Source organism: Kribbella sp. NPDC055071, assembly GCF_053608045.1.
On record NZ_JBSGUS010000028.1, the window covers coordinates 18,126 to 42,547 of the forward strand.

Consider the following 24,422-nt stretch of genomic DNA (forward strand, 5'->3'; position numbering starts at 1 on the left):
CCTCTCATGCGTACCGCCAACGAGATCCTTGCCGCACTGGGATCCGAGGACGGTCGCCGGGATCCGATGCCGCTCTTCGCGGAGCTGCATCGGATCGGCCCGGTGTGCCGGCTCGCTCCCGGGAGTTCGCCGTACGCCGTGGTCGTCAACGGATACGACGCCGCCCAGGAGGCGCTGAAGGACACCCGCTTCCATCGGCTGCTGTCGGCGGATCCGGACCCGAAGGACCCGGTACTGCGGCATCTCGGCGGCTCGATGATGTTCCGCAACGAGCCGGACCACCTGCGGATGCGCAAGGTGTTCCAGGCGGTGCTGACCCCGCGTCGGCTGACCGGGTTCGAGCCGGTGGTGGACGCGTTGGCGGCCGAGCTGCTGGACGACCTGGGCAAGTCCGGCGCGAACGGTCAGGTGGTCGACTTCGTCGACTTCGCGTACCGGCTGCCGATCACGGTGATCGGCACGTTCCTCGGGATCCCGCGGTCGGATCTCGGCTGGTTCCGGGACCGGACCCAGCGGATCGACGACTACCTCGACCTCGGCGGTAAGGCGCCCGAGCGGTTGCTCGCGGCGAATCAGGCGTCCGAGGAGCTGAACGACTACTACGCGCGGATGATCGCCGAACGCCGGATCCGGCCGCGCGACGACCTGGTCGGATCACTCGTGCACGCGCTGGATTCGGGCACCTCGGGCATCGACGAACAGGAACTCATCGACAACCTGCTCGTCCTGGTGAACGCGAGCTTCGTGACCACGATGAACCTGCTCACCAACGGACTCGAGCTGCTGTTCGCGGATCCGTCGCTGATCGAGTCGTTGCGCGACGACGCCGGCCTGGCCTCCGACTATGTCGAGGAGATTCTTCGGCATCAGAGCTCGGTCCAGCTGATCAGCCGGAAGGCTTCGGCCGACCTCGAGTTGGCCGGTGAGCCGATCAGCGCGGGGAGCCTGGTGCTGATCCTGCCCGGGGCGGCGAATCGCGATCCGGCCAAGCATGTGGACGCGGACACGTTCGACCCGGGGCGAGACGACCTGCAGCACTTGTCGTTCGGCGCGGGGCCGTTCTACTGCGTGGGCGCCGCTCTTGCTCGGATGGAAGGGCGGGCCGCGTTCGCCCAGTTGTTCCGGCGGTTCCCGGAGCTGAGGCTCGCCGGGGAGCCTGTGCGCAGTCATAGCTTGCTGCTGCGCGGTCACAAGTCCATGCCGATCCGATTGGGGTGAAGCGATGCCGCTGGATCCGCAGGTCGAGGCGATGCGGGCCGAACGCGAGGCCAACCAGGTGCCGCAGCTCTACACCCAGACCTTGGCCGAGGCGCGCGCGGCGGACCTGGCCTCGATCCAGGCTGCGGGCGGCAATGCCGAGCCGGTCCACACTGTCCGCGATCTGACGACCGACAGCGGGATCCCGCTCCGGGTCTATCGCCCGGACGTGGACGGTCCGATCCCGACGCTGATCTACTTTTTCGGTGGTGGCTGGACGCTCGGCAGCATCGACACGGCCGACGGGATCAGTCGGCAGCTTGCGAATGCCGTTCCCTGTCAAGTGATCACGGTCGGCTATCGGTTGGCGCCCGAGTACCCGTTCCCGGCGGCCGTGCACGATTGCCACGCCGCAGCGCAGTGGATCGCGGCGAACGTACAGACCTCGCGGTTGGCAGTCGGTGGGGACAGCGCGGGCGGCAATCTGGCTGCGGCAACCACACTCCTTGCCCGGGACAACGGTCCGGTGCTGGCCGGGCAGCTGCTCGTGTATCCGAACACCCGGTACGGCGCGGACACGGTCTCGATGCGGAAGAGCGACGACCCGTATCTGTTCAACAACACCTCGGTCGGCTGGTACTGGGACCACTACCTGACCGACCCTGCCGACGGTCTCAACCCACTCGCGTCGCCACTGCTCGCCGCCTCGCATGCCGGCCTGCCACCCGCGTTGGTGATCACCGCGGAGTACGACCCGCTGCGCGACGAAGGCGAGTTCTACGCGGAGAAGCTGCACGCCGCCGGCGTCCCCACGACGCTCAGCCGGTACGACGGGATGGTCCATGGCTTCTTCGCGATGTCGGGCATTCTCGACGGCGCCAAGCTGGCACACGCCGAGGCGGCCGCCTGGCTGAGTGGAATCTTCTCGGATGGCTGACTCTCTGCTCGACTACGAGTCCGCGGCGGCGGCCGTCCTACCGGCAGCGATCACGGACTTCGTTGCCGGCGGCAGCGGTTCCGAGCTGACGGTACGGCGCAATCGCACCGCGCTCGATGCCGTCACGCTCACACCGCGGGTGCTCGCCGGTGTCTCGGAGCCCGAGCTGTCGACGACGCTCCTCGGTGATCAGGTGAGCATGCCGGTGGCTGTGGCACCGATGGCCTACCAGCGGCTGCTGCATCCAGACGGTGAACTCCTGCTCGCTGAAGCGGCCGCGAAGGCCGGAATCCCTTACATCATTAGCACTTTGAGCAGCGTCCCGCTAGAGAAGATCGCCGCGGTGGCGCCGTCGTGGTTTCAGCTGTACTGGTTGCGGGATCGCACCATCGTCGAGGCGCTGGTCGACCGCGCGGCTGTGGCGGGATGTACGGCGCTGATGGTGACCGTGGACGTGCCGATCATGGGCAAGCGACTGCGCGACGTCCGGAACTCCTTCACACTGCCGGCTGACGTGGTGGCGGCCAATATTGTCGACATGGTGACAGAGGCACATATCGCCGTACCCGGTCTGTCCGCGGTCGCAACACACACCACCTCGGCGTTCGAGCCTGCGGTGTCGTGGGCGGAGGTCGAATGGCTGCGGCGGCGCACCGAGCTTCCCCTGGTGGTGAAGGGGATTCTCGATCCACGCGATGCCCGGAAGGCCGCGGATGCGGGCGCGGACGCCGTGGTGGTGTCGAACCATGGCGGCAGGCAGTTCGATGGTGCTCCGGCGTCGATTGATGCCCTTGGCCCTATTGTCGATGCGGTCGGCAACGACTGCATCGTGCTGCTGGACAGTGGAGTGCGGAGCGGTCTTGATGTGCTGCGGGCGCTTGCGTTGGGAGCGTCCGGCGTACTCCTTGGGCGTCCGTTGTTGTGGGCGTTGGCGCTGGATGCGGTGGATGAGGCGTTCGGTGTGCTGCGGCAAGAGTTGCGGGATGCGATGGTGCTGGCCGGGTGTGCGGAGCTGGTCGCGGTCGCCGAATTGACGACGGGAACAGCGTGATGGCGGACCTCAGGTTGTCGGAGTTGCATGACTCGCTCACCGACCGGGCGCTCACCTCGATGAACTTCCTCAACGAGGTCTCGCACCACTACCCGGAGGCGATCTCGCTGGCCGCCGGTCGCCCGACCGAAGAGTTCTTCGCGCTCGAGGACGTGCATCGGTACGTCGACCTGTTCGCGGAACACCTGCGCACCCGGGGATACGACGAATCCGCGGTGCGCCGGACCATCCTCCAGTACGGCCGGACCAAGGGCATCATCCACGAACTGATCGCGCGCAACCTCGCCGTCGACGAGGATATCCACGTCGACCCGGAGGCGATCGTCGTCACGGTCGGCTGCCAGGAGGCGATGGTTCTCACCCTGCGCGCGCTGCGTGCCGGTCCGGAGGACGTGGTGCTCGCGGTGTCCCCGACGTACGTCGGACTCACGGGTGCCGCCCGCCTGGTCGACCTCCCGGTCCGGGCGGTGACCGAGGACGACGACCTGACCGCGGTGATCAAAGCCGCGCGGGCGGATGGGCTGCGGCCGCGCGCTTGTTACGTGATGCCGGACTTCGCGAATCCGTCCGGGCTGAGCCTCGACGTCGATGCCCGGCGACGGCTGCTCGAGATCGCGGCCGAGGAAGAGCTGCTGCTCCTGGAGGACAACCCCTACGGTCTGTTCGGCGCCGAGCGCCGGCCAACGCTGAAGGCACTCGACACCGAGCGCCGGGTGGTTTACCTCGGCTCGTTCGCCAAGACCGGCCTGCCCGGTGCACGCATCGGGTACGTCGTTGCCGACCAGACGGTCGAAGGAGCCGGCCTGCTCGCGGACGAACTCTCCAAGCTCAAGAGCATGCTCACCGTCAACACCTCGCCAGTCGCGCAGGCCGTGATCGGCGGGAAGCTGCTCGCTCATGACTTCAGCCTGGTCGCAGCGAACCGCCGCGAACGCGAGGTGTACGCCGCCAACCTCCGCGCGATCACCGACGGCCTCGCCGCCCGATTCCCGCACGGCGAGATCAGCTGGACCGTGCCGTCCGGCGGCTTCTTCGTCGTGGTCACCGTGCCGTTCCCCGTCGACGACGCCCTGCTGGAGAAGTCGGCCCACGAGTACGGCGTGCTCTGGACACCGATGAGCCACTTCTACTCAGGTGATGCTCCGATCAACGCGCTGCGCCTGTCCTGCAGCGCGGTCACGCCGGCTCAGATCGACGCGGCCCTCAACCGCCTGGCCGCGCTCATTACCGATCAGCTCCCGTAACTGGTCCTCTCAGCCAGGACGGAACTGGATCTGTGGGGCATACCGATGCGCGCCTAGCGTTGGTGCCATGACCACCGCGTGCGAGATCCCGACCGTCCAGGTAGCCACCGCCGAGCGCCTGGTGACCCGCCGGTTCGCGTGGTTGCTGGTGATGGTGTTCGGGTCCGGGCTGAGCATGTACTTGCTCACCTCGGTGGTCCCGCTCTACCTGGCCGCCAACGGCTCCGGCGGAATCGGGGCCGGGTTGTCGACCGGCGCGATGATGCTGTCCGCGGTCGGCGTCGAGCTGCTCGTGCCGCGGATGCTCGCCGGCTGGGGCTACCGAGTCGTCCTCGGCCTGGGGCTGCTTCTGCTCGGCGCACCCTCGTTGATCCTGCTGGCTACCGCGTCGCTGCCGGTTGTCCTCGCCGTCTGCGTCGTCCGAGGTGCCGGCCTGGCGATCCTGGTCGTCGGTGCGGTCGCTCTGGTCGCGGAGGTGGCGCCGGCAGCTCGTCGTGGTGAGGCGCTTGGCGTTTACGGGCTGGCCGTTGGGGTGCCGGCGATCATCGGTCTGCCGCTCGGTGTCTACCTGACCAATCTGATCGGCTTCGGAGCCCTGTTTGTGCTGGCTGCTGTCGCATCACTGGTCGGTCTGTTCACGTTGGGCGCGATGCCGAGGAGTGCGAGTGCCGAGGAGCAGCACCTCAACGTCCTGGGTGGAGTACGGCGAAGTGGTCTGCTGATGCCGACACTGGTCTTCGCGGCGGTGACCGTCGCGGCCGGGATCAGCGTGACGTTCCTGCCGCTGGCCGTTGCCGGAGACAAGCATTCTCTGATCGCGACAGCCCTGCTGTTGCAGGCGGCGGCCGCGCCGGGGGCTCGGTGGTTGGCCGGCCGGTACGGCGATCGGATCGGTCCCGCGAAGTTGTTGCCGGCGGCACTGGTCCTGGCCGCGTTGGGTGCTGGTGCACTGGTCCTGATCGGTACGCCGGCCGCGATCGTGGTGGGAGCGACGCTGTTCGGGATCGGCTTCGGTGCTTCGCAGAACCTCACTCTCACGCTGATGTACAACCGCGTCAGCTCGTCCCGCTACGGCCAGGTGAGCGCGCTGTGGAACCTCGCGTACGACGGTGGCTGGGGGATCGGTGCCATCGCGTTCGGTGCGGTCGTGGCCGGCACCGGGTATCCCTTGGCCTTCGGGCTGACCGCCTTGGTCGTCGCGGTTGCCGTCGTACCGGCTCTCAGAGCTTCCCCCTGACCAGGGTGGTGAGGCGGGGGTCAGAGTTTGCGGAGCCTGACCCAGCGGACGGCATGGTCTGGGCCCTTCCGGAGGACGAGGGTGGCGCGAGAGCGGGTGGGGAGGATGTTCTCGCGCAGATTGGGGCCGTTGATGTCGTCCCACAGCGATTCGGCCTTCCGGACCGCTTGGTCCCGGCTGAGCTCGCCGTACCGGACGAAGTAGGACTCGGGGTTGCGGAACGCGGTCTCGCGCAGTTTGAGGAAGCGCTGCACGTACCAGGACCGGATGTCGTCGGCGGCGGCATCGACGTACACGGAGAAGTCGAAGAAGTCGCTGACCGCGAGGCCGCTCTTGCCGTCCGCGTGCCGCGGTGCGGGCTGCAGGACGTTGAGGCCCTCGAGCAGGAGGATGTCGGGCTGCTCGACGGTCGTGCGTACGCCGTTCATCCGGTCGTAGTGCAGGTGCGAATACACCGGCGCCTCGACCGTGTCCATGCCGGACTTCACCTCGACGACGAAGCGCAGCAACGACTTGCGGTCGTAGGACTCCGGGAAACCCTTGCGGAACATGAGGTTGCGGCGTTCGAGCTCGGCGTTCGGCCAGAGGAAGCCGTCGGTGGTGACGAGCGCGACCCGCGGGTGCTCGGGCCACCGGGCCAGCAACTCGCGGAGCAGCCGGGCGGTCGTGGACTTGCCGACGGCAACCGATCCGCCGATGCCGATCACGAACGGGGTCCGGGTCGCGGCCGGTTTGCCCAAGAACTCCTCGGTGTCGGCGTGCAGCGCGCGGGCGTGCCGGACGTACAGCGAGAGGATCCGCGACAGCGGTAGATAGACCTCACGGACCTCGTCCATGTCGATCTCGTCGCCGAGGCCGCGCAGTCGCTCGATCTCGCTCGCCGTCAGCGGGGACACGGTCGTCTCGGCCAGTTGCGACCAGGCGGCACGGTCGAGCTCGGTGTAGGGAGTCACCTCCCGCGACGGCTGCAGCATGTGCCCCATTCTTCCCATCCCCCCGCGGTGCACCACACCGGGTAGGCGTGGCCTTCGTCTCAACCCCGCGTCAGTGCCGAAACTTTCGGCACTCGCGGTGACGTCCCAGTGACCGTTGTGTGGAAGGGTCGGCGCGCTGTGGTGTGCAGTTCGACAGGTAGAGCACCCGCGAGACGCTGTACGCGCCACACCCACAACGCTCAGGTGCACTAGGTGGCGTCGGCACACGTCCTGTCCGCATGCACATCCGACACTGGATCATCCGGAAGACTTGGTGTGGGCCTGGCATAATGGTCGAAAGTTTCGGAGGGGTGTTGTGGGTCGGCGGGTGACGATTTCTGAGATTGCGGAGCAGGCCGGGGTTTCGGTGCCGACCGTGTCGAAGGTGCTGAACGGGCGGGCCGATGTCGCCGAGGGGACCCGGGCACGGGTCGAGAGCATCATTCAGGAGCACGGGTATCAGCGCCGGGGCGCCAGTACGGCGAGCAATCCGATGATCGACCTGGTGTTCAGCCAGCTCGGTGGCGAGTGGGCGATGGAGCTGATTCGTGGGGTGGAGGAGGTGGTCCGGGCCGCGGGGGTCGAGCTCGTGCTGTCGGAGTGCGGTGGTGCGCGGCGGCCGCGGCAGGAGTGGATCGAGTCGGTGCTGAACCGTCGGCCGCTCGGCGTGATCATGGTCTTCTCCGACCTCGACGCGGATCAGCAGGCGCAGCTCGAGGCGCGGCGGATCCCGTTCGTCGTGGTCGACCCGGTCGGCGACGTGGCCGACGGCGTACCGGCGATCGGGTCGGCGAACTGGAACGGCGGCCGGATGGCCACCCTGCACCTGCGGTCGCTCGGGCACACCCGGATCGGGATGATCGGCGGTCCGGCGGCGACGCTGTGCTCGCGGCAACGCGTCGACGGGTACACCGATGCGCTGCGCTCGACCGGGCTCACGGTCGATCCCGACCTGATCCGCGAGGGCGACTTCGGCGTCAGTGGTGGCCATCGCGAGGGACTCGTGCTGTTGAGCCGACCCGACCGGCCGACCGCCATCTTCGCCGGTAGCGACATGCAGGCACTGGGCGTCTACCAGGCGGCCCGCGAGCTGGGCCTCGACATCCCGGGCGACCTCTCGGTGGTCGGGTACGACGACCTCCCGGTGGCGCAATGGGTCAGCCCGGCCCTGACCACGGTGCACCAACCGTTGCACCGGATGGCTGAGATGGCCGCCCGGGTCGTCCTCGATCTCGCCCGCGGCGTGACTCCCGCCGTACTGCGAATGGACCTCGCCGTCGAGACGAGAGTCCGCCAATCCACCGCGGAGCCCGGCAGCTAGGCTGAACGACATGATCGTCGGCGTGGGTATCGATGTGGTCGACGTGGAACGGTTCATGCGGACTCTCGAACGCTCACCCGGACTTCGGGATCGCGTGTTCACGCCGACCGAGGCGCTCAAACCACCGGCGTCCCTCGCCGCCCGCTTCGCCGCGAAGGAAGCCCTGGCCAAGGCGCTCGGCGCGCCCGCGGGGATGCACTGGCATCACGCCGAGGTCCAGACCGACGAAACCGGCCGGCCCTGGTTGGAGATCACCGGCACGGTCGCGGCACAGGCTGCCCGGCTTGGTGTCCAGAGCCTGCACCTGTCCCTGAGCCACGACGCCGGCATCGCGTCGGCGGTCGTCATCCTGGAGGGCTGAGAATGCGTCGCGCGCACACCGTCGACCAGGTCCGCGCCGCCGAGGCCGACCTGATGGCCCGCCTGCCCGAAGGCACCTTGATGCAGCGCGCGGCGACCGGCCTCGCCGTTGCCATCAGCAACTTCCTCGGTGGATCGTACGGAGCGCGCGTCGTCCTGCTGATCGGCTCCGGCGACAACGGCGGCGATGCCTTGTACGCCGGGGCCCGGCTGGCTCGACGTGGTGCGCAGGTCATCGCCGTACTGCTCTCGCCGAAGGCTCATCCCGAAGGTCTCGCGGCCTTGCGAGCGGCCGGTGGACGCGTTGGCTCGACCGACGACATCGCGACTGCTGACGTGGTGGTCGACGGCATCGTCGGGATCGGCGGTCGCCCGGGGCTCCGGCCGGACGCGCTGAAGGCGGTCGAGTTGGCCGAAGAGAACGGCGTACCGATCGTTGCCGTCGACATCCCTTCCGGCGTCGATGTGGACACGGGCGAGACGCCGGCGGCGCACGTCCACGCGGATCTGACGGTCACCTTCGGCACCCACAAGATCTGCCACTTTGTCGACCCGGCCGCCACCGCCTGCGGTCCCGTCCACCTCGTCGAGATCGGTCTCGACCTGCCGGATGCTCCGGTCGAGTCTCTCCAGGACGCGGATGTGCGTGCGCTGTACCCGGTCCCACATGGTGAGTCGGACAAGTACTCGCGCGGTGTCCTCGGCTTGATCGCCGGCTCACCCGAGTACCCGGGCGCGGCGGTCATCGCGACCTCGGGGGCGCTGGCCGGATCCCTTGGCATGCTGCGGTACGTCGGCCCGGATGCGGTCGCGCACGCGGTCCTCGCGGCTCATCCCGAGGTAGTCGTCGGCGAAGGCCGGGTCCAGGCCTGGGCGGTCGGCTCGGGGCTGAACCAGGACACGCTGGACCGAGATCTGATCGGGCGGGTCACCCAACAGCAGGAGCTGCCGGTCATCGTCGACGCCGGTGCGATCGGCGCGCTGGATCTGGCCAAAGCCGGTCGGGTGGTGATCACACCGCACGCCGGTGAGCTGAGCAAACTGGTCGATGCGCCGCGGGAGGATATCGAGGCCCGACGACTGCACTGGGCCCGGCACGTCGCCGATGAACACCAGATCGTCGTACTCCTGAAGGGTGCCACCACGATCGTCGCCGCGCCCGATGGGTCGGTCTTCGTCAACCCGATCGCAACGCCTTGGCTGGCGACTGCGGGCTCCGGTGACGTCTTGGCCGGACTGCTCGGCTCACTGCTGGCTGCGGGTGTGCCCGAGTTCGAAGCGGCGGCCGTCGCCGCGTACCTGCACGCCGCCGCCGGCCAGCTCGCGTCCGACTCCGGCCCGATCACAGCTCTCTCCGTGGCCGCCGCCGTACCTGCGGCAACGTGCCTCCTGTTGAGCTAGCGGGTGGCCGTGAAGTCGAGGCCGCCGGTGGGCGTGCGGAGCTGCAAGGTCGTGGCGTCGATCGTGTAGGTGACCTCGCCCTGCAGGCCGTTGAGGAGAGTGGTCTCGAGTTTCTGGGCGTCGCCGGAGCAGGCTCGGCGAGTGGTGGCGAGATCGCCGAAGGTGAGTTTGCCGGTGGCGCGGGCGACCGTGCCCTGGAAGTCGTTGCAGCCGGTCGATCCGGTGACGCGTTCGCCGTTGAGCGTCAGCCAGGCCTTCTCCGAGCCGACCTGGTGTGAGGCGACCTCGCCGGTGATTACGCTCTGCAGAGACCACTTGGTGCCATCGATGGCGACGGCCGGCTCCGCGGTAGCCCGGTCCACCAGCGAGATCGTCGTACTCGCGGCGGTGACGTCGAGTTTGCTGCCGTCGACCTTCCACGTCGGCTTGGCGGCGAGGATTTTGGACAGCCAGGCGTCTTGGCCCTGCTGTAGTCCGGGGCAGCCCATCGCGGTCGAAGCCAGCTCGCCCTTGAGCGTCAGCTTGCCGCCGCCGGTCGACACCTTGGCCTGCATCGAGTTGCAGCCGACGTCCGCGACCAGCCGGCCGTCGTCGGTGAACTGCAGCCGGACCCGGGTGTTCGGCGCGAGCTGCTTGGGCTTCCCCTCCTCGGTGACCGCGGTGGACACGTACGACTTGCCGGTCAGCGACGCGCCGGCGCCGGACTCGTTTCCGCAGGCGGTGAGCGTCAGGAGCAGTCCGGCCAGGGCGATCATCGGCAGTTTCACACCCTCAGGACGCCTTCTGTGAAGCGTTCGTTGCAGTGTGAAGGCTTGGTTAAGTCGGGCCATCAGTTGGTGAGGGCGGGTTGGCAGCACAGATCACGGTTCGATAACGTCACTGCCGACCAGAGTTCGTGGGTCACACTGAAGTACTGGGGCAACGCTGGGTGGCCCGTCGAGAGACGAGGAACGTTTCGCATGCCCCCCATCCGAACTGCCCGAAGCCGCGTCATTCTCCCGGCGGTGTTCCTGGCTGTCGGTGCGCTCGTCGCCGTACCGATCGTGGTCCATGCGGCCAAGGATTCACCGGTCGCGACCGCCAACGCCGCGGACAGCGCGGTCTTCGACCTCCCCAGCATCGGCCGCGTCGAGACCTGTGTCCTGGATGCCTACTCCAGCTGCACCGTCCTGCACGGATTCGGCAAGAAGCCGTTCGCGATCACCGCGACCGCGTCCGGACCGGCGGTGGTCTCGATCGACCCGAGCCGCACCACCGACCAGAGCTACCGGCTGCGCGCACTGCGCTACGACGGCAGGAAGTACGCGGCGGGGACCAAGCTGACCTATACGGCCCACTACGACTTCGTGGCCGCGCCGGCCCAGCCGACCACACCCGCACCACCCAGTACGACGCCGGCGCCCACCCCCAAGCCGTCGCACGTCCCCACCCACACCCCGACTCAGACGCCGACCAAGACGCCGACGTCAACTCCCACCAAGCCGCCGACCACGACGCCGCCGAGCTCTCCGCCGACCACGACCACGCCGCCGGCCTCCGGGGCGGTCTGCACCAAGCCGTCGTTCGTCACCACGTCGACGAACAACCAGGGTGACGGCCGTTCGTTCGGTGCGTACTACGTCCACAACAACATGTGGAACAACGACAACGGCACCTACACGCTGGGCGCCTGCAACTACAACAGCTGGTACCTCGACGTCACCCAGCCCCTGCCAGGTGACAAGGGCGTCCAGGCGTACCCGAACGTGCACAAGGACTACGACAATGTCGCCCTGTCGAAGATCAAGTCGGCCACCTTCGCCGCTTCGACCCCGGCCACCTGCACCGGCTGCATCTACAACGTCGCCTTCGACGCGTGGATCGGCGACGACCTGAACAACGAGCTGATGATCTGGACCGAGAACAAGGGCCAGGTCCCGGCGGGCGACAAGGTGGGTACCGTCACCTTCGGTGGCTTCACCTACGACGTCTGGCACGAGAACGGCTACACCGCCTACGTGTCGCGGGTGACGCAGAAGTCCGGCACGATGCCACTGGCCAGCTTCTTCAACGACATGGCCGGCCGCGGCTGGGTCCCGAAGGCCACGACCTGGCAGGTCGACTACGGCATCGAGGTCGTCTCCACCGCCAACGTCAAGCAGCACTTCGACTTCACGGACTTCTCCATCCAGGAGAACTGAGACCTGCAGGAGAGCTGACCCTGCCGGAGAGCTGAGCCCTCAGGAGAGCTGAGCCGGCAGGGAAGGCCGGCAGCTTCAGGGGAGCTGTCCGCGGACCCTGTGCGGTCACCAGTGATCGGGGTGGCCGCATAGGGTTCGGTTCGTGACCGGACTCGTGATCTTCGACAACGACGGCGTACTGGTGGACTCCGAGCGGCTGGCCAACACAATCCTGGCCGAGCTGCTCACCGAGGCCGGGCTGCCGTACACGTTCGAGGAGACCGTGCGGGACTTCATGGGCGGCAGCATGGCGTCGATGCGGAAACACGCGGAGGCGCGGTTGGGCCACCCGTTGCCGGCCGAGCTCGAGGACCGGTACCACCAGCGGCTGTTCGACGGTTTCGCGCACCTGCAGGCGATCGAGGGGGTTGAGGCTGTCCTCGATCACCTGCAGGCGCGTGGCATCACCTACTGCCTGGCCTCGTCCGGCACCCACCGCCGGATTCGTACGGCGTTGACCGCGGTCGGATTCCTGGACCGGTTCGAGGGCCGGATCTTCAGCGCGGAAGACGTTGCCCACGGCAAGCCCGCGCCCGATCTCTTCCTGCACGCGGCCGCAACGATGGGCGTGAAACCCCTCGATTGCGTCGTGGTCGAGGACAGCCCGCTCGGCGTCGCCGCGGCCAACGCGGCGGGCATGAAGGTCTTCGGGTACGCCGGGATGACCGACCCCGCGAAGCTGGCCGCCGCGGACGCCGTTTTCGACACCATGACCGCCCTCGCGAACCTCATCGACGCGGCCTGAGACACTGGAAGGGCTATGTCTACCCTTCAGTCACCAACTGGCGATCGCCCGGTCCGCGCCGAGGCGGTCATCGATCTGGCCGCGATCCGCCACAATGTGGCCACGCTGCGTGCCCGCGCCGAGGGCGCCCAGCTGATGACCGTGGTCAAGGCCGACGGCTACGGGCACGGGATGATCCCGGTCGCCCGCGCCGCTCGCGAGGCCGGCGCGGACTGGATCGGCGCTGCCGTTCTGGACGAGGCGCTCGCGCTGCGTGACGCCGGCGACACCGGCGCGATCTTCTGCTGGCTGACCACCCCCGGCGAGCCGCTCGCCGAGGCGATTGCCGCAGGCATCGACCTGTCCGCGGGCGCGGCCTGGGAGATCGACGAGCTGGTGGCCGGTGCGACGGATCGGCCGGCCCGGGTACACCTCAAGATCGATACCGGGATGAGCCGCGGTGGCGCCGTACCCGAGGAGTGGCCGGCGTTGATCCGGTCCGCGGTCCGGGCCCAGGCGACCGGCCGGGTCGAGATCAAGGGCATCTGGTCGCACCTGGCCTCGTCGGACGAGCCGAAGAGCCCGGTGAACGAGGCCCAGCTCGCGACGTTCGAAGAGGCCGTCGAGGTGGCCGAGTCGTTCGGCATCGAGGCCGAGTTCAAGCACCTGGCGAACTCGGGCGCCACCCTCGCGTTGCCCGAGACCCACTTCAACCTGGTCCGGCCCGGGGTCGCGACGTACGGGCTCTCGCCGTTCGGGCATGCGCTGCCGTCGGCCGGGCTCGGGCTTCGGCCGGCGATGACGTTGAAGGCGCGCCTCGCGATGGTGAAGCGGGTGCCCGCCGGTGCGGGCGTCTCCTACGGGCTGACCTGGACCGCGCCGCGGCCGTCGACCCTCGGGCTGATCCCGCTCGGGTACGGCGATGGCCTGCCACGGCACGCGTCGAACAGCGGACCCGTCCAGTTCCGCGGGGAACGCCGTACGATCGCCGGCCGCATCTGCATGGATCAGAGCGTCGTCAACCTCGAGGACGACGAGGCGGCCGCGGGTGACGAGATCGTCCTGTTCGGCCCCGGGACGTCCGGCGAGCCGACCGCGGACGACTGGGCCGATGCCGCGGGGACCATCAACTACGAGATCGTCACGCGACTGGGCGCCCGGATCCCGCGGCGGTACGTCGATAGCGAGCAGGCATGAGCCCATCGGTAGGCAAGGCCGGGCGGACCGCCGGCCTGATCGGAGCCGCGGTCGGCGTGCTCGCGGCGGGTGCGGCGGCCGGGGTCGCGGTCGAGCGTCAGGTGATCGGCCGGCGTTCGAGTCAGCGTGCCCAGTTGGAGGCCGAGCCGTTCGGGTCGCTGCGGGGCACGCCGTACGTGTTCACCGCCGACGACGGCGTCGAGCTGTACGTCGAGGTCGACGAATTGAAGCGATCACGGCGGCCGGAGCCGCCGAAGCGGCGGTTCGGCCGGAAGTTGCCGCTGCCGCCGGAGGACCTGACCATCATCTTCGCCCACGGTTACGGGCTGAACATGGACTGCTGGCACTTCGAGCGTCGCGACCTGGCCGGGCTCGGCACGATGGTGTTCTACGACCAGCGCTCGCACGGGCGGTCCGGGCGGTCGCCGAAGGCGGACGTCAGCATCGACCAGCTCGGCCGGGATCTGTTCGGGATCCTGGCGGAGTTCGCGCCGACCGGACCGGTGATCCTGATCGGGCACTCGATGGGCGGCATGTCGATCATGGCGATGGCCGAGGAGCACCCGGAGCTGTTCGGCGACCGGGTGATCGGGGTCGGCCTGTGCTCGACGAGTGCGGGCCGGCTGGACGAGGTCCCGATCATCGTGCCGGGTCCGGTGGGTCGGCTGTTGCGATCGTTGGCGACACCTACGGTCGCGGCGTTGTCGCGGATCCCGGACGTGGTCGAGCGCAGCCGCAAAGCCGGGACGGACATCAGCTATCTGCTCACGCGGAAGTACTCGTTCGGGTCCGAGGTGCCACCGGCGTACACGGAGTTCGTCAACGAGATGATCGCGGCGACTCCGATCGAGGTGATCGCGGAGTTCTATCCGATCTTCGCGCTGCACAACAAGTACGATTCGCTCGAGCCGCTGCAGAAGGTGGAGTGTGTGGTGATCGGCGGCGACAAGGACGCGCTGACGCCGTTCGCGCACTCCGAAGAGATCGTCCGGCGAGTGCCCGGCGCAGAGCTGGTCGAGGTGAAGAACTGCGGCCACCTCGGCCTGATCGAGCACCACCGTGAATTCACCGCGGCCCTGTTCGGCATGATCGAGCGAGCCGAACAATCGTTGTTGGGACACCTATGACTGTACTGATGCCACGCCTCCGGCGCGGCGGGTCACGGGGCTGTTACTCCTGCCCTTCCCTCGTCGCTCCGGTCGCTTCGCTCCCTGCACTCCTCAGTCCAGGGCAGGAGGCCCCGTGACCGACCTGCACGTCGTCGACGCCACCTCCGACCAAGTGGACGTGATCGTGGCCGTCATCCACCATGCCTTCTCCGCACGGCGGGTTCTCGATCCGCCGTCGACCGCCTTGTCCGAGAGCGCGTCCACTGTCCGCGCCGCGATCGAGAAGGACGGCGGTCTGGTCGTCCGTATCGACGGAGTCGCGGCCGGGGCCTTGCTGTTCGAGATCAGCGGCGACGTCCTCGATCTGCGCCGGGTCTCGGTGGATCCGCGATACCAGGGCCGCGGCGTCGCGTCGGCGATGGTCGGGTGTGCGGAGGAGGCCGCCGTACGGCGAGGGCTCAGCCGCGTCCGGTTGATCGCGCGGGTCGAGTTGCCGGACACCGTGGAGTTCTGGGGGCGGCGTGGGTACTCGATGGTCGAGCAGCAGGACCACAATCTGATCTTCGCGAAGGCGATGCCGCTCGAGCTGACCGTACCGACCACCGACGACATGCAGGAGATCGGCGAGGAGTTGGCCGGGCAGTTGCGGGCAGGCGATGTGCTGGTGCTGTCGGGTGACCTTGGCGCTGGGAAGACGACGTTCACGCAAGGGCTCGGTATCGGGCTGAAGGTGCGTGGGGCGATCACGTCGCCGACGTTCGTGATCTCGCGGGTGCATCCGTCGCTGGTCGGCGGGCCTGCGTTGGTGCACGTGGACGCGTATCGGCTGGGTGGTTTCGCCGAGCTGGACGACCTGGATCTCGACGCGAGTCTGGAAGAGGCGATCACTGTGGTCGAGTGGGGTCATGGGCTGGCCGAGGCGTTGGCGCCGGATCGGCTCGACATCGTGGTGACGCGTGGCGACGACGACACGGACGAGACTCGGCAGTTGCGGGTGACGCCGGTGGGTCCGCGGTGGGCGGCTTCCGGCGTACGGCTCGGGATCGGTGCGTCGGCGGACAGGATCGAGGGCTGAGATGCTGCTCGCGTTTGATACCTCGAGTGCGGCCGTGACCGTCGCGCTTGCCTCGACCGGCGGCGAGATCATCGCCTCGTCGACGACAGTGGATGCACTGCGCCACGGGGAACTGCTGGCGCCCGCGATCGCCGAGGTCCTGGCTGCCGGGAGTGTGACTCCGCGGGACCTGACCCGGATCGCGGTCGGCGTCGGGCCGGGTCCGTTCACCGGGCTGCGGGTCGGGCTGGTGACCGCGCGGACGATGGCCGACGTCCTCGAGATCGAGGTGGCTGGGGTCTGCAGCCTCGACATCCTCGCGCGGCAGTCGTCGCTGACGTTGCCGGTCGCGGTCGCGACGGATGCGCGCCGCAAGGAGATCTACTGGGCCCTGTACGACGGTCCTGCCGCGGACGGGAGTCGTCGACGGCTGGAAGGCCCGGCGGTGGATCGTCCCGCCGACGTCGCACATGTGCTGTCCGGGCTGCCGGTGATCGGTCGTGGCGCTGTGCTGTACGGCGAGGTCCTTGGGGTCGATGGGCTTGATGTCGCCGAGTACCCGTCGGCCGAGGTGTTGGCCGTTGGTGTGGCCACCGGGACGCTGGAGATCGTTGCCCCGGATCCGCTGTATCTGCGGCGGCCCGACGTGACGATGTCCGGCGGACCGAAGAGCGTGCTGCCCAAGTGAGACCTGCCGTTCGGACCGCGCGCGTCGACGATCTTGCCGGGCTGGTTGCGTTGGACGAGGGGTGCTTCGGGTCGGAGGCCTGGAGTACGGTCGCCTGGGCCGACGAGTTCGAGCGGTTGTCCGACGATCGGGTCATCCTGGTCGCGGACGAGGGCTCGGTGGTCGGGTACGTCGTACTGCTGGTGCCGCCGGTCGAGCTCGACGTGGTCGAGGTGCTGCGGGTCGCGGTGACGCCGGCGGAGCGTCGTACCGGGATCGGTGCGCAGCTGATGACGGCGGCGCTGGCACGCTGTGCCGGGCGGACGGTGTTACTAGAAGTTGCTGCGGGCAACGAATCCGCGCTCGCGCTGTACGCGGGGTTCGGGTTCACGGAGATCAGCCGGCGGCGTGGGTACTACGCGGGCGGCGAGGATGCGGTGATCATGCGGTGGCGGGAGGAAGTATGAGTGAGCCCCTGATTCTGGGGATCGAGACGTCGTGCGACGAGACCGGGGTCGGGATCGTGCGCGGGCAGACGCTGCTCGCCGACGCGATCGCGTCCAGTGTCGAGGAGCAAGCGCGGTTCGGTGGCGTCGTACCCGAGGTGGCCAGTCGGGCGCACCTCGAGGCGATGGTCCCGACCATTCGGCGCGCATGTGAGACGGCCGGGATCAAGCCGACCGATGTCGACGCCGTCGCGGTCACCAGCGGGCCGGGTCTCGCCGGTGCCTTGCTGGTCGGAGTCGCTGCCGCCAAGGGGCTGGCGTTGTCGCTGGACAAGCCGTTGTACGGCGTCAACCACCTGGCGGCTCATGTGGCCGTCGACACCTTGGAGCACGGGGATCTGCCCAAGGGCTGCGTCGCGATGCTGGTGTCCGGCGGGCACTCGTCGTTGCTTGCGGTCGAGGACATCACCGACGGCGTGGTGCCGATGGGGAGCACGATCGACGATGCGGCGGGGGAGGCGTTCGACAAGGTCGCGCGGGTGCTGGGGTTGCCGTTCCCGGGTGGTCCTTATGTCGACAAGGCTGCGCGGGATGGCGGCGATCGGCTGTACGTGACGTTCCCGCGGGGGTTGACGTCGCAGAAGGATCTCGAGCGGCATCGGTTCGACTTCTCGTTCTCCGGGTTGAAGACGGCGGTCGCGCGCTGGGTCGAGGCTCGGCGGCGTGATGGTGAGGACGTGCCGGTGAACCACGTTGCAGCCGCTTTCCAGGAGGCGGTGTGCGACGTGCTGACGCGTAAGGCGATCGACGCGTGCAAGGACCGGGGGTTCGAGCATTTGCTGATCGGTGGTGGGGTCGCGGCGAACTCACGGTTGCGCGCGATGGCCGAGGAGCGATGCACTGCCGCGGGCATCGCCGTACGCGTGCCCCGGCCCGGGCTCTGTACGGACAACGGCGCGATGGTTGCGGCGCTTGGTTCGGAGTTGGTGCGGGCCGGGAAGGCGGCCTCGCCGTTGGGGTTGCCGGCGGATTCGTCGATGCCGATCACGGAGGTGCTGAACAAGTGAAGTGGAAGCAGGACGGCTTCGAGGCCGACGACGATGCGGCGCGGATCGATGTGGACGTGGTGCACGGTTTCCTGAGTACGTCGTACTGGGCGACCGGCGTCCCGCGTGAGGTGGTGGAGCGGTCGATCGCCGGCTCACTGAACCTGGGTGTCTATGCAGACGACGGTGCGATGGTCGCGTTCGCGCGGGCGGTGACGGACCGCGCGACGTTCGCGTGGCTGGCCGATGTCTTCGTGCTCGACAGCCAGCGGGGGAAGGGATTGGGACGCTTCGTGGTGTCGACGCTGATGGCCCATCCTGAACTCGACGGGCTCCGCCGGTGGATGCTCTCGACGGCCGACGCCCACGAGCTCTACCGCAACTACGGCTTCGCCGAACCCGCCGACCCGAGCCGCATCATGCTCATCCGCAAAGAACCGGCCGAGCTCTACCCCCGCCCATGACCTCGCTCCGCAGACCACGCCCGCAGACGCACATAAGCCAACCCAAAGCGAACCCGCCGCCGCGGATCAACAGCTGCGCATGAGCCAACCCAAGCGAACCCGCCGCCGCGGATCGACAGCTGCGCATGAGCCAACCCGAGCGAACCCGCCGCCGCGGATCGGCAGTTGCGGATGAGCCAACCCGAGCGAACCCGCCGCCGCGGATCGGCAGTTGCGGATGAGCCAACCCGAGCGAACCCGCCGCCGCGGATCGGCAGTTGCGGAGCCGGCCCGAGGCGGTCTCGGCGATGCGGATCGGCGGTTGCATGAGCCGACAGGAAGCGGGCCTGGCGACGCGGATCGACAGTCGCGCATGAGCCAGCCGGAAGCGACCCGGCGACGCGGATCGGGAGTTGCGCATGAGCCGGCCGGAGGTGGTTTCGGCGAGGCGGATCGGAGTTGCGGATGAGCCGGCCGGAGGTGGTCTCGGTGGCGGGGATCGGTGGTTGCGGATGAGTTGGGCTGGGGTCGATCTGGTGTGGCATCCGGCGGGGGCTTCCGAGCTGGTGTTGCTGGCTCATGGAGGTGAGGAGGAGTCGGAGGAGTACCCGTCGTTGTGGCGCGGTGCGATCCTGCGGATGTGGCCGTTCGCCGCCGCCGCGCGCTCGGCTGTGCCGGCAGCCGCGGTGGGTTTGATGCGGTATCGGTACCGAGGCTGGAACGGCGACGCCGCGGATCCCGCGGCGGATCTGCGGAGTGTCCTCGACGAGCTGCCGCCGGTGATCGAACGGGTGGTGCTGATCGGTCACTCGATGGGTGGACGCGCTGTTGTTGCCGCGGGCAATGATCCGCGGGTGACCGGCGTACTGGCTCTGGCGCCGTGGCTGCCTGAGGACGAACCACTCGTCAACCTCCGCCCGCCGGTCACCTTCGCTCACGGCACCGACGACACGGTCACCGATCCGCGCGCCACCCTCGCCTACGCCAACCGCCTCCGCGCCACCGGCACCCCAGTCACCGTCTACTCAGTCTCCGGCGAAACGCACCCCATGCTCCACCGCCCCACCGACTGGAACACCCTCGTAAAAACCTTCACCACCACCGCCCTGGCCACCCCACCAACGCACCCCACACCCAAGCCCAGCTCCGCGCCCCCGACGCCCCCCACGTCCCCGCGCACCCCCACCCCACCACCGACTCCCACGCCACCTGACGGGCTCGCGACACCGCCGACCTTCGCATCAGCTGCGGACGATGGTGTTCAGCCGCTTCCATGGTCGGCGCGGAGGGCTTCGTTGCCGGCCGCCATCGGATCCATCGCGCTGGCTCGGTTGCGGTTCCCTGTGATCGAGCGCTTCCAGACCGGGGCGCGGTAACGCGGCAAAGGCCTGGGGCTACTTTGCCGCCAGGTCCCCAGGCGAAGCGGTCAGCGGCGAACCGGTTCAGCTTCCCACTCTGCACACCCCACATGAACACCCGACTGCACCCGCATGACACCTGATCGACGTCACCCAACTCAACCACGCCCACCCACCGCGACTTCGCCCCACCACCAAATGCCGCAGGCGGCCCGCCGCGGTAGGCCGCGAAAGGGATGCTGTCGTAGGTGCGACCGGACACCGCTTCGCGGCGGCTGACCTGTCGCCGCCTCCGGCGGGCCGCGCGAACTGCTGACACGCGCTCATCCGTTGTGCGCGACGGGATGTGATGTCGGGCGTGCTGCGGTCACCGCTGCGCGGCGGCTGACTTGTTGCCGCCTTCGGCGGGTGCGCGGACTGGAGTCATCGCGGTGGTGGTTGGTGCGGGACATGTAGTGGGGCTGCAAGAGCTGGACTGTGGTTAGGTCTGGCCCTGCAGAGGGACTGTGGTCCGCGGTCTCCGCTGCGTGATCGTGCTAGTCACGGCGGTATGCGTCAAGGGCGCCTTCGGCGTCGCTGCGCGATCTTCGACCCTTGACCCACACCGCCGCGACCAGGGAAGGACGCAGCTACGCGGATCCCGCGGGGAGTTGTGAGCCGGGTGGTGTGGATCCGGTTGGTCGGTGTGGTGGCGGGCTGGTGTGGTCCGGTGGTGGTGCGTTGCGGAGTCCGGTGGACCGGCCGGTCCCGGTCTGCTGGTGTGCGCGTGTCAGTTGCGAGGGGCTGTCTCGGGCTCGGGGTCTCGCGATCCGGGCAGATTCATCCACCCGCCGGTCCAGCAGCCGGCGACTCGCGGACTGGGGTGGATCTCTTCCCGTTCCGGGTAGAAGATCCTCCCGGCCCTCTTCCCTGTCAGGGGAATCCCGTCACCCGGACAGACTCGACCACATCCCGGGATCTACCCCGCGTCTGGGCTGCCAACTCGTGGGTTATCCGGTGAGTTTGTCGGTTCTCGGGTGAGATCTTGGTGGGGGAAGGGACAAGCTCATGGGATAACCCGTGAGTTGGAGACCGGCTGGTCGGGGCAGCCCCGTCACGTCGTCGGCCGGCGCTGTGAGGTCTGCCCGGCGGCACCCCGAACAGCTACCCACTACGTTCCGTCACCGTGATCACGCCGCGGCTTCATCCAGACCGGCCCGTCACCACAGCCCACCTCTGTGAACACATCGGCGCACCCAGCTCCGGCCGTCGGCCTCACCACGATCCGTCACCGTGAACACACCGGTGCCCCCATCCAGACCAGCCCGTCAGCCTCACCACAGTCCAGGACCGTGATCACACCCAGCACGCGACCACTCGGGTGAGCGGCTCCGGGATAGCTGCGGTCTTTCCTGGTCGGGGTGGTGTGGGTCAAGGGTCGAAGATCGCGCAGCGACGCCGGAGGCGCCCTTGAGGCACGCCGCGCCGACTGGCAGGATCACGCAGCCCGGAGACCGCGACACCACAGTTCCTCCGCAAGGCCGGGGCCGCAGCGCAATGGTTCTGCGCACACCAGGTGAGCGGCGGATCGGCGATCTGCGCCTGCGCCGGAGGCGGCAACAGTCAGCCGCCGCGTAGCGGTGTCCGTTGCACTCGTGGCACCACAGTTGCTCCGCGAGGCCCGGCCGCATCACAGTCGTTCTGCGCATACCAGGTGAGCGGCGGATCCACGATCCGCGCCCCCGCCGGAGGCGGCAACACGTCAGCCGCCGGAAGCGGTGTCCGGTTAACCCGGCGCGACCTGCCGCGGAGCGGTGTCCGGTCAACGCGGTGCCATCCGCGGGCCGGAACCGCGGAGGCGGTTCGCGTGAGGTTAGTGGCGGGTCCCCGGGGAGTGCGGCAGCAGGCGCAGCACCTCGCCCACCGGCAAGTCCCCGGGGACCCGCTCGCGAGATCGAGCATATGTTCGAATGCGCTCAGGATGCAACTCGTTGGCAGGAAAACGCCACCGCGTCCCGCCCGACCCGCGTGATGATCAACGTCGCGCTCGCAGAACCCTTGGGTGCAAGCTTCTTCCGCAACTGCGCCGGATCAAGATCCACCCCGCGCTTCTTGATCTCCAGCGTCCCGATCCCATGCGTACGCACCCAGGATCGCAGCGCCTTCTCCTTGTACGGCAGCTCCTCCACCACCTCGTACGCCGAAGCCAGCGGCGTCGGCGTGAGTCCCGCAGCGGTCACGTAGGCGATCCGTGGATCCAGCAACCACCCATCCACCGCAGCGGCCACCGCAGTCACCAGTCCGGCCCGTACGACGGCTCCATCAGGCTCATAGATGTACTTGCCGACCGGACCGCTCTCCGCTTCCGGTGCCTCAGTCACACTCGCCCCGCCAGGCAGCAGCGTCGCGCGCCGAGCAACACCCGCGTACAACGCTCCCGACCACAACGCCGCCTCCTTCACCTCACCGGCGTCACTGATCCACTCAGCCTCAACCCCATCGGGTACGGCGTCATGCGGGATCCCCGGTGCGACCTTCACACACGCGGTCCGCTGCAGAAGCTCAGTAACAAAGGACCATGGCGGTGAGTAAGCGTTGTGGTCGAAGACCCGCCGGCCGTCCGCCCGCCGAGCCGGGTCCGCAAACACCACGTCGTACGGCGTGATGTCGGCGGCCTCAGCGTCTCCGACAACAACCTCACCCGCCAGGCCCAACGCGGCGAGGTTCGCCCGGGCCGTGGCGGCGGTCTCCGGGTCACGCTCGACCCCAGTGACCCGCAGTCCGGCCCGGGCGGCGCTGATCAGGTCACCTCCGATTCCACAGCCCAGATCGACCACGCTGGCGCCAGGCAGGGTCCCTGCGATCCGGGCGGCTCGGTGTGAACCCACTGTGGTCCGGGTGGCCTGCTCAAGGCCGTCCGGCGTGAAGAACATCCGCTCAGCGTCCACACCGAACTTTGCGACCCCTCGGTGCCGCAGTGAGGCCTGTGTGACCGCGGCACTCACGAGCGTGGCGTCGTACCGCCGCCGCAGCTTCTCGACGAGCTGTAACTCCAAGCCAGGCTGGAAGTCCGCGCAGGCCGCGGCGAGCACCTCAGCGCCAGGCCCGTCTAGCAACGCGGTGACTGTCACCCCGCAACTTTAGAGGGGACTGGAGCAGCCCTTGCTCCAGCTACGGGTTGCTGACGCGTACAGGCGCCAGTTCATCGCGGAGCGGGTCTTGGGGCCGTAGATTCCGTCGGCCACGAGCTTGTGCTTGCGCTGGACCATCTTGACCACCGCGCGGGTGTTGCTGCCGTAAATGCCGTCGACAGCGAGCTTGGTGCCGTAGCAGTAGTTCAGGTTGCGCTGGAGGACCTGGATGGCGGTGTCGGGCTCGCCATACCGGTTGGAGCCGCGGTGCGGGTCGTCGCCGTACATGAGATTGCAGGCGGTGCTGGTGCTGGCGTAGATCGAAGGCATCGGGATGCCCCAGGTCTTGTTGACCGGCACAAGTCGCGCGGACCGGCACTGCGGGAGCTCTGCCGCGGCCTTGGCCTCGGCGAGGGTGGCGCCCTGCGAGGTGTCCTCTGTCGTGTTCGTGGCAGTACTGCCTGCGCTGGGACCAGGTGGTGGCTGAGCGGCGGGCTGGTTCTTCGCAGCGGCAGCAGCGACGGCTCCGACCGCGAGCGCGCCGACGGCAACCAGGATCGCGACCGTGCGGCCGGACAGTTTGGGCAGAGCTGGAAAACTGAGAGCCATGGCTGCTCCTCGAGCGGTACGCCGTTCTGACCCGACGGTCGCACGCCCGTGGCGGTCAAGCCAGTACTTGGCGACAATCCGTGCCCGGTCGATCACCCGTGGGCCGGCGAATTGATGTCTCACCCTGAGATGCGTCTGGCACTCGAGTTGACCGAGTGCTAATCGCGGCCTAGATTCGGTGTTGGCACTCTCTACCCGAGGGTGCCAGCGGTCCGGCCTCTGATCCCCGCGACGGCAGGGGAGCGCGACCACCCTGAATGCAGCCAAGCAATCGACCGTGGAGGTCAAGAAGTGTCGGTCACGATCAAGCCGCTCGAGGACCGCGTCCTCGTCGCGCCGCTCGAAGCCGAGCAGACCACGAAGTCCGGCCTGGTGATTCCGGACACCGCCAAGGAGAAGCCGCAGGAGGGCGAGATCCTCGCTGTCGGCCCGGGCCGGATCGACGACAACGGCAACCGCGTCCCGCTGGACGTTGCCGTCGGCGACAAGGTCATCTACTCCAAGTACGGCGGCACCGAGGTCAAGTACGACGGCCAGGACTACCTGATCCTGGGCGCCCGCGACATCCTCGCAGTCGTCAGCAAGTGACGACCCGGGGCGCGGACACCGCACGCGCTGCGGTGCCACGCCCTGCCCGCTGTTCCTGACTGACACCGCCCTGGTGCCCTCTGGCGCCGGGGCGGAGTTGGTCTGGATCGGCGGGGCCCGGTTTCACTGC

The 24,422-nt window shown here is 68.4% G+C and carries 23 protein-coding genes; 19 read left to right on the plus strand and 4 right to left on the minus strand.

Features of this window, described 5'->3' with window-relative positions:
- Positions 1–6: 6 nt before the first annotated feature.
- The 5 genes from ACWF4Z_RS33375 to ACWF4Z_RS33395 all read left to right on the plus strand — a co-directional run bounded on the left by ACWF4Z_RS33375 (position 7) and on the right by ACWF4Z_RS33395 (position 5,666).
- Complete coding sequence (locus ACWF4Z_RS33375) at positions 7–1,218, plus strand: cytochrome P450 (RefSeq protein ID WP_452247182.1); 1,212 nt, start codon at positions 7–9, stop codon at positions 1,216–1,218.
- A 4-nt stretch (positions 1,219–1,222) separates the two neighbouring features.
- Positions 1,223–2,134, plus strand: coding sequence for an alpha/beta hydrolase (locus ACWF4Z_RS33380; protein ID WP_452247183.1), 912 nt, complete (start codon positions 1,223–1,225; stop codon positions 2,132–2,134).
- Positions 2,127–3,185 carry an alpha-hydroxy acid oxidase gene (locus ACWF4Z_RS33385; RefSeq protein WP_452247184.1) on the plus strand — a complete coding sequence of 353 codons (1,059 nt, stop codon included), beginning with the start codon at positions 2,127–2,129 and terminating at the stop codon, positions 3,183–3,185. The genes ACWF4Z_RS33380 and ACWF4Z_RS33385 overlap by 8 nt, the downstream gene beginning before the upstream one ends.
- On the plus strand, positions 3,185–4,429 hold the full coding sequence (locus ACWF4Z_RS33390; RefSeq protein ID WP_452247185.1) for an aminotransferase class I/II-fold pyridoxal phosphate-dependent enzyme: 1,245 nt from the start codon (positions 3,185–3,187) through the stop codon (positions 4,427–4,429). Before ACWF4Z_RS33385 ends, ACWF4Z_RS33390 begins: the two co-directional genes overlap by 1 nt.
- A gap of 67 nt (positions 4,430–4,496) precedes the next feature.
- Positions 4,497–5,666, plus strand: a complete 1,170-nt coding sequence (locus ACWF4Z_RS33395; RefSeq protein ID WP_452247186.1) for an MFS transporter — start codon at positions 4,497–4,499, stop codon at positions 5,664–5,666.
- Between the two features lie 20 nt (positions 5,667–5,686).
- Here ACWF4Z_RS33395 and coaA read toward each other — a convergent pair whose 3' ends face one another.
- Positions 5,687–6,640: a type I pantothenate kinase gene (gene coaA, locus ACWF4Z_RS33400; protein WP_452247187.1), complete on the minus strand. Its 954-nt coding sequence runs from the start codon at positions 6,638–6,640 to the stop codon at positions 5,687–5,689.
- A 328-nt stretch (positions 6,641–6,968) separates the two neighbouring features.
- Here coaA and ACWF4Z_RS33405 point away from each other — a divergent pair, with 328 nt between their 5' ends.
- The 3 genes from ACWF4Z_RS33405 to ACWF4Z_RS33415 are packed head-to-tail and all read left to right on the plus strand — an operon-like array spanning position 6,969 to position 9,722.
- Positions 6,969–7,961 (plus strand): LacI family DNA-binding transcriptional regulator, encoded by a 993-nt coding sequence (locus tag ACWF4Z_RS33405; RefSeq protein ID WP_452247188.1) that lies wholly within the window; start codon positions 6,969–6,971, stop codon positions 7,959–7,961.
- Between the two features lie 10 nt (positions 7,962–7,971).
- Complete coding sequence (locus ACWF4Z_RS33410) at positions 7,972–8,322, plus strand: holo-ACP synthase (RefSeq protein WP_452247189.1); 351 nt, start codon at positions 7,972–7,974, stop codon at positions 8,320–8,322.
- A 2-nt stretch (positions 8,323–8,324) separates the two neighbouring features.
- Positions 8,325–9,722 carry an NAD(P)H-hydrate dehydratase gene (locus ACWF4Z_RS33415; RefSeq protein ID WP_452247190.1) on the plus strand — a complete coding sequence of 466 codons (1,398 nt, stop codon included), beginning with the start codon at positions 8,325–8,327 and terminating at the stop codon, positions 9,720–9,722.
- Here the strand turns inward: ACWF4Z_RS33415 and ACWF4Z_RS33420 are convergent.
- Positions 9,719–10,489, minus strand: a complete 771-nt coding sequence (locus ACWF4Z_RS33420) for an META domain-containing protein (protein ID WP_452247191.1) — start codon at positions 10,487–10,489, stop codon at positions 9,719–9,721. The two genes, ACWF4Z_RS33415 and ACWF4Z_RS33420, sit on opposite strands and share 4 nt — an antisense overlap.
- Before the next feature lie 237 nt (positions 10,490–10,726).
- Between ACWF4Z_RS33420 and ACWF4Z_RS33425 the strand changes: the two genes are divergently transcribed.
- From ACWF4Z_RS33425 to ACWF4Z_RS33470, 10 genes are all read left to right on the plus strand, one after another.
- Entirely contained in the window at positions 10,727–11,902 is a 1,176-nt protein-coding gene (locus ACWF4Z_RS33425; RefSeq protein WP_452247192.1) for a GH12 family glycosyl hydrolase domain-containing protein, read from the plus strand.
- 142 nt (positions 11,903–12,044) lie between these two features.
- Positions 12,045–12,686 (plus strand): HAD family hydrolase, encoded by a 642-nt coding sequence (locus tag ACWF4Z_RS33430; RefSeq protein WP_452247193.1) that lies wholly within the window; start codon positions 12,045–12,047, stop codon positions 12,684–12,686.
- 15 nt (positions 12,687–12,701) lie between these two features.
- Entirely contained in the window at positions 12,702–13,862 is a 1,161-nt protein-coding gene (gene alr, locus ACWF4Z_RS33435) for an alanine racemase (RefSeq protein WP_452247194.1), read from the plus strand.
- Positions 13,859–14,989: an alpha/beta fold hydrolase gene (locus ACWF4Z_RS33440; protein ID WP_452247195.1), complete on the plus strand. Its 1,131-nt coding sequence runs from the start codon at positions 13,859–13,861 to the stop codon at positions 14,987–14,989. Before alr ends, ACWF4Z_RS33440 begins: the two co-directional genes overlap by 4 nt.
- A gap of 115 nt (positions 14,990–15,104) precedes the next feature.
- Positions 15,105–16,046, plus strand: a complete 942-nt coding sequence (tsaE, locus tag ACWF4Z_RS33445) for a tRNA (adenosine(37)-N6)-threonylcarbamoyltransferase complex ATPase subunit type 1 TsaE (RefSeq protein WP_452247196.1) — start codon at positions 15,105–15,107, stop codon at positions 16,044–16,046.
- A 1-nt stretch (position 16,047) separates the two neighbouring features.
- The gene (tsaB, locus tag ACWF4Z_RS33450) at positions 16,048–16,713 is read left to right on the plus strand and encodes a tRNA (adenosine(37)-N6)-threonylcarbamoyltransferase complex dimerization subunit type 1 TsaB (RefSeq protein ID WP_452247197.1); all 666 of its coding nucleotides are present in this window, start codon (positions 16,048–16,050) and stop codon (positions 16,711–16,713) included.
- The gene (locus tag ACWF4Z_RS33455) at positions 16,710–17,159 is read left to right on the plus strand and encodes a GNAT family N-acetyltransferase (RefSeq protein ID WP_452247198.1); all 450 of its coding nucleotides are present in this window, start codon (positions 16,710–16,712) and stop codon (positions 17,157–17,159) included. The genes tsaB and ACWF4Z_RS33455 overlap by 4 nt, the downstream gene beginning before the upstream one ends.
- Positions 17,156–18,205, plus strand: coding sequence for a tRNA (adenosine(37)-N6)-threonylcarbamoyltransferase complex transferase subunit TsaD (tsaD, locus tag ACWF4Z_RS33460; protein WP_452247199.1), 1,050 nt, complete (start codon positions 17,156–17,158; stop codon positions 18,203–18,205). Before ACWF4Z_RS33455 ends, tsaD begins: the two co-directional genes overlap by 4 nt.
- A complete protein-coding gene (locus ACWF4Z_RS33465; RefSeq protein ID WP_452247200.1) occupies positions 18,202–18,648 on the plus strand; it encodes a GNAT family N-acetyltransferase in 447 nt (148 codons plus the stop codon). The genes tsaD and ACWF4Z_RS33465 overlap by 4 nt, the downstream gene beginning before the upstream one ends.
- Positions 18,649–19,046: 398 nt before the next feature.
- Positions 19,047–20,003 carry a dienelactone hydrolase family protein gene (locus ACWF4Z_RS33470; RefSeq protein WP_452247201.1) on the plus strand — a complete coding sequence of 319 codons (957 nt, stop codon included), beginning with the start codon at positions 19,047–19,049 and terminating at the stop codon, positions 20,001–20,003.
- Between the two features lie 1,937 nt (positions 20,004–21,940).
- On the opposite strand, the gene ACWF4Z_RS33475 is transcribed toward ACWF4Z_RS33470, so the two are convergent.
- Positions 21,941–23,095, minus strand: a complete 1,155-nt coding sequence (locus tag ACWF4Z_RS33475) for a class I SAM-dependent methyltransferase (RefSeq protein ID WP_452247202.1) — start codon at positions 23,093–23,095, stop codon at positions 21,941–21,943.
- 9 nt (positions 23,096–23,104) lie between these two features.
- A complete protein-coding gene (locus tag ACWF4Z_RS33480; RefSeq protein ID WP_452247203.1) occupies positions 23,105–23,704 on the minus strand; it encodes a peptidoglycan-binding domain-containing protein in 600 nt (199 codons plus the stop codon).
- A gap of 291 nt (positions 23,705–23,995) precedes the next feature.
- Between ACWF4Z_RS33480 and groES the strand changes: the two genes are divergently transcribed.
- Positions 23,996–24,292 (plus strand): co-chaperone GroES, encoded by a 297-nt coding sequence (gene groES / locus ACWF4Z_RS33485; RefSeq protein WP_130384566.1) that lies wholly within the window; start codon positions 23,996–23,998, stop codon positions 24,290–24,292.
- The last annotated feature ends 130 nt before the right edge of the window (positions 24,293–24,422 follow it).

Coding starts and splice junctions, on each gene's coding strand:
- ACWF4Z_RS33375 (WP_452247182.1), top strand. CDS start 7: ATGCGTACCGCCAACGAGATCCTTGCCGCACTGGGATCCGAGGACGGT.
- ACWF4Z_RS33380 (WP_452247183.1), top strand. CDS start 1,223: ATGCCGCTGGATCCGCAGGTCGAGGCGATGCGGGCCGAACGCGAGGCC.
- ACWF4Z_RS33385 (WP_452247184.1), top strand. CDS start 2,127: ATGGCTGACTCTCTGCTCGACTACGAGTCCGCGGCGGCGGCCGTCCTA.
- ACWF4Z_RS33390 (WP_452247185.1), top strand. CDS start 3,185: ATGGCGGACCTCAGGTTGTCGGAGTTGCATGACTCGCTCACCGACCGG.
- ACWF4Z_RS33395 (WP_452247186.1), top strand. CDS start 4,497: ATGACCACCGCGTGCGAGATCCCGACCGTCCAGGTAGCCACCGCCGAG.
- coaA (WP_452247187.1), bottom strand. CDS start 6,640: ATGCTGCAGCCGTCGCGGGAGGTGACTCCCTACACCGAGCTCGACCGT.
- ACWF4Z_RS33410 (WP_452247189.1), top strand. CDS start 7,972: ATGATCGTCGGCGTGGGTATCGATGTGGTCGACGTGGAACGGTTCATG.
- ACWF4Z_RS33415 (WP_452247190.1), top strand. CDS start 8,325: ATGCGTCGCGCGCACACCGTCGACCAGGTCCGCGCCGCCGAGGCCGAC.
- alr (WP_452247194.1), top strand. CDS start 12,702: ATGTCTACCCTTCAGTCACCAACTGGCGATCGCCCGGTCCGCGCCGAG.
- ACWF4Z_RS33440 (WP_452247195.1), top strand. CDS start 13,859: ATGAGCCCATCGGTAGGCAAGGCCGGGCGGACCGCCGGCCTGATCGGA.
- tsaB (WP_452247197.1), top strand. CDS start 16,048: ATGCTGCTCGCGTTTGATACCTCGAGTGCGGCCGTGACCGTCGCGCTT.
- tsaD (WP_452247199.1), top strand. CDS start 17,156: ATGAGTGAGCCCCTGATTCTGGGGATCGAGACGTCGTGCGACGAGACC.
- ACWF4Z_RS33470 (WP_452247201.1), top strand. CDS start 19,047: ATGAGCCGGCCGGAGGTGGTTTCGGCGAGGCGGATCGGAGTTGCGGAT.
- ACWF4Z_RS33480 (WP_452247203.1), bottom strand. CDS start 23,704: ATGGCTCTCAGTTTTCCAGCTCTGCCCAAACTGTCCGGCCGCACGGTC.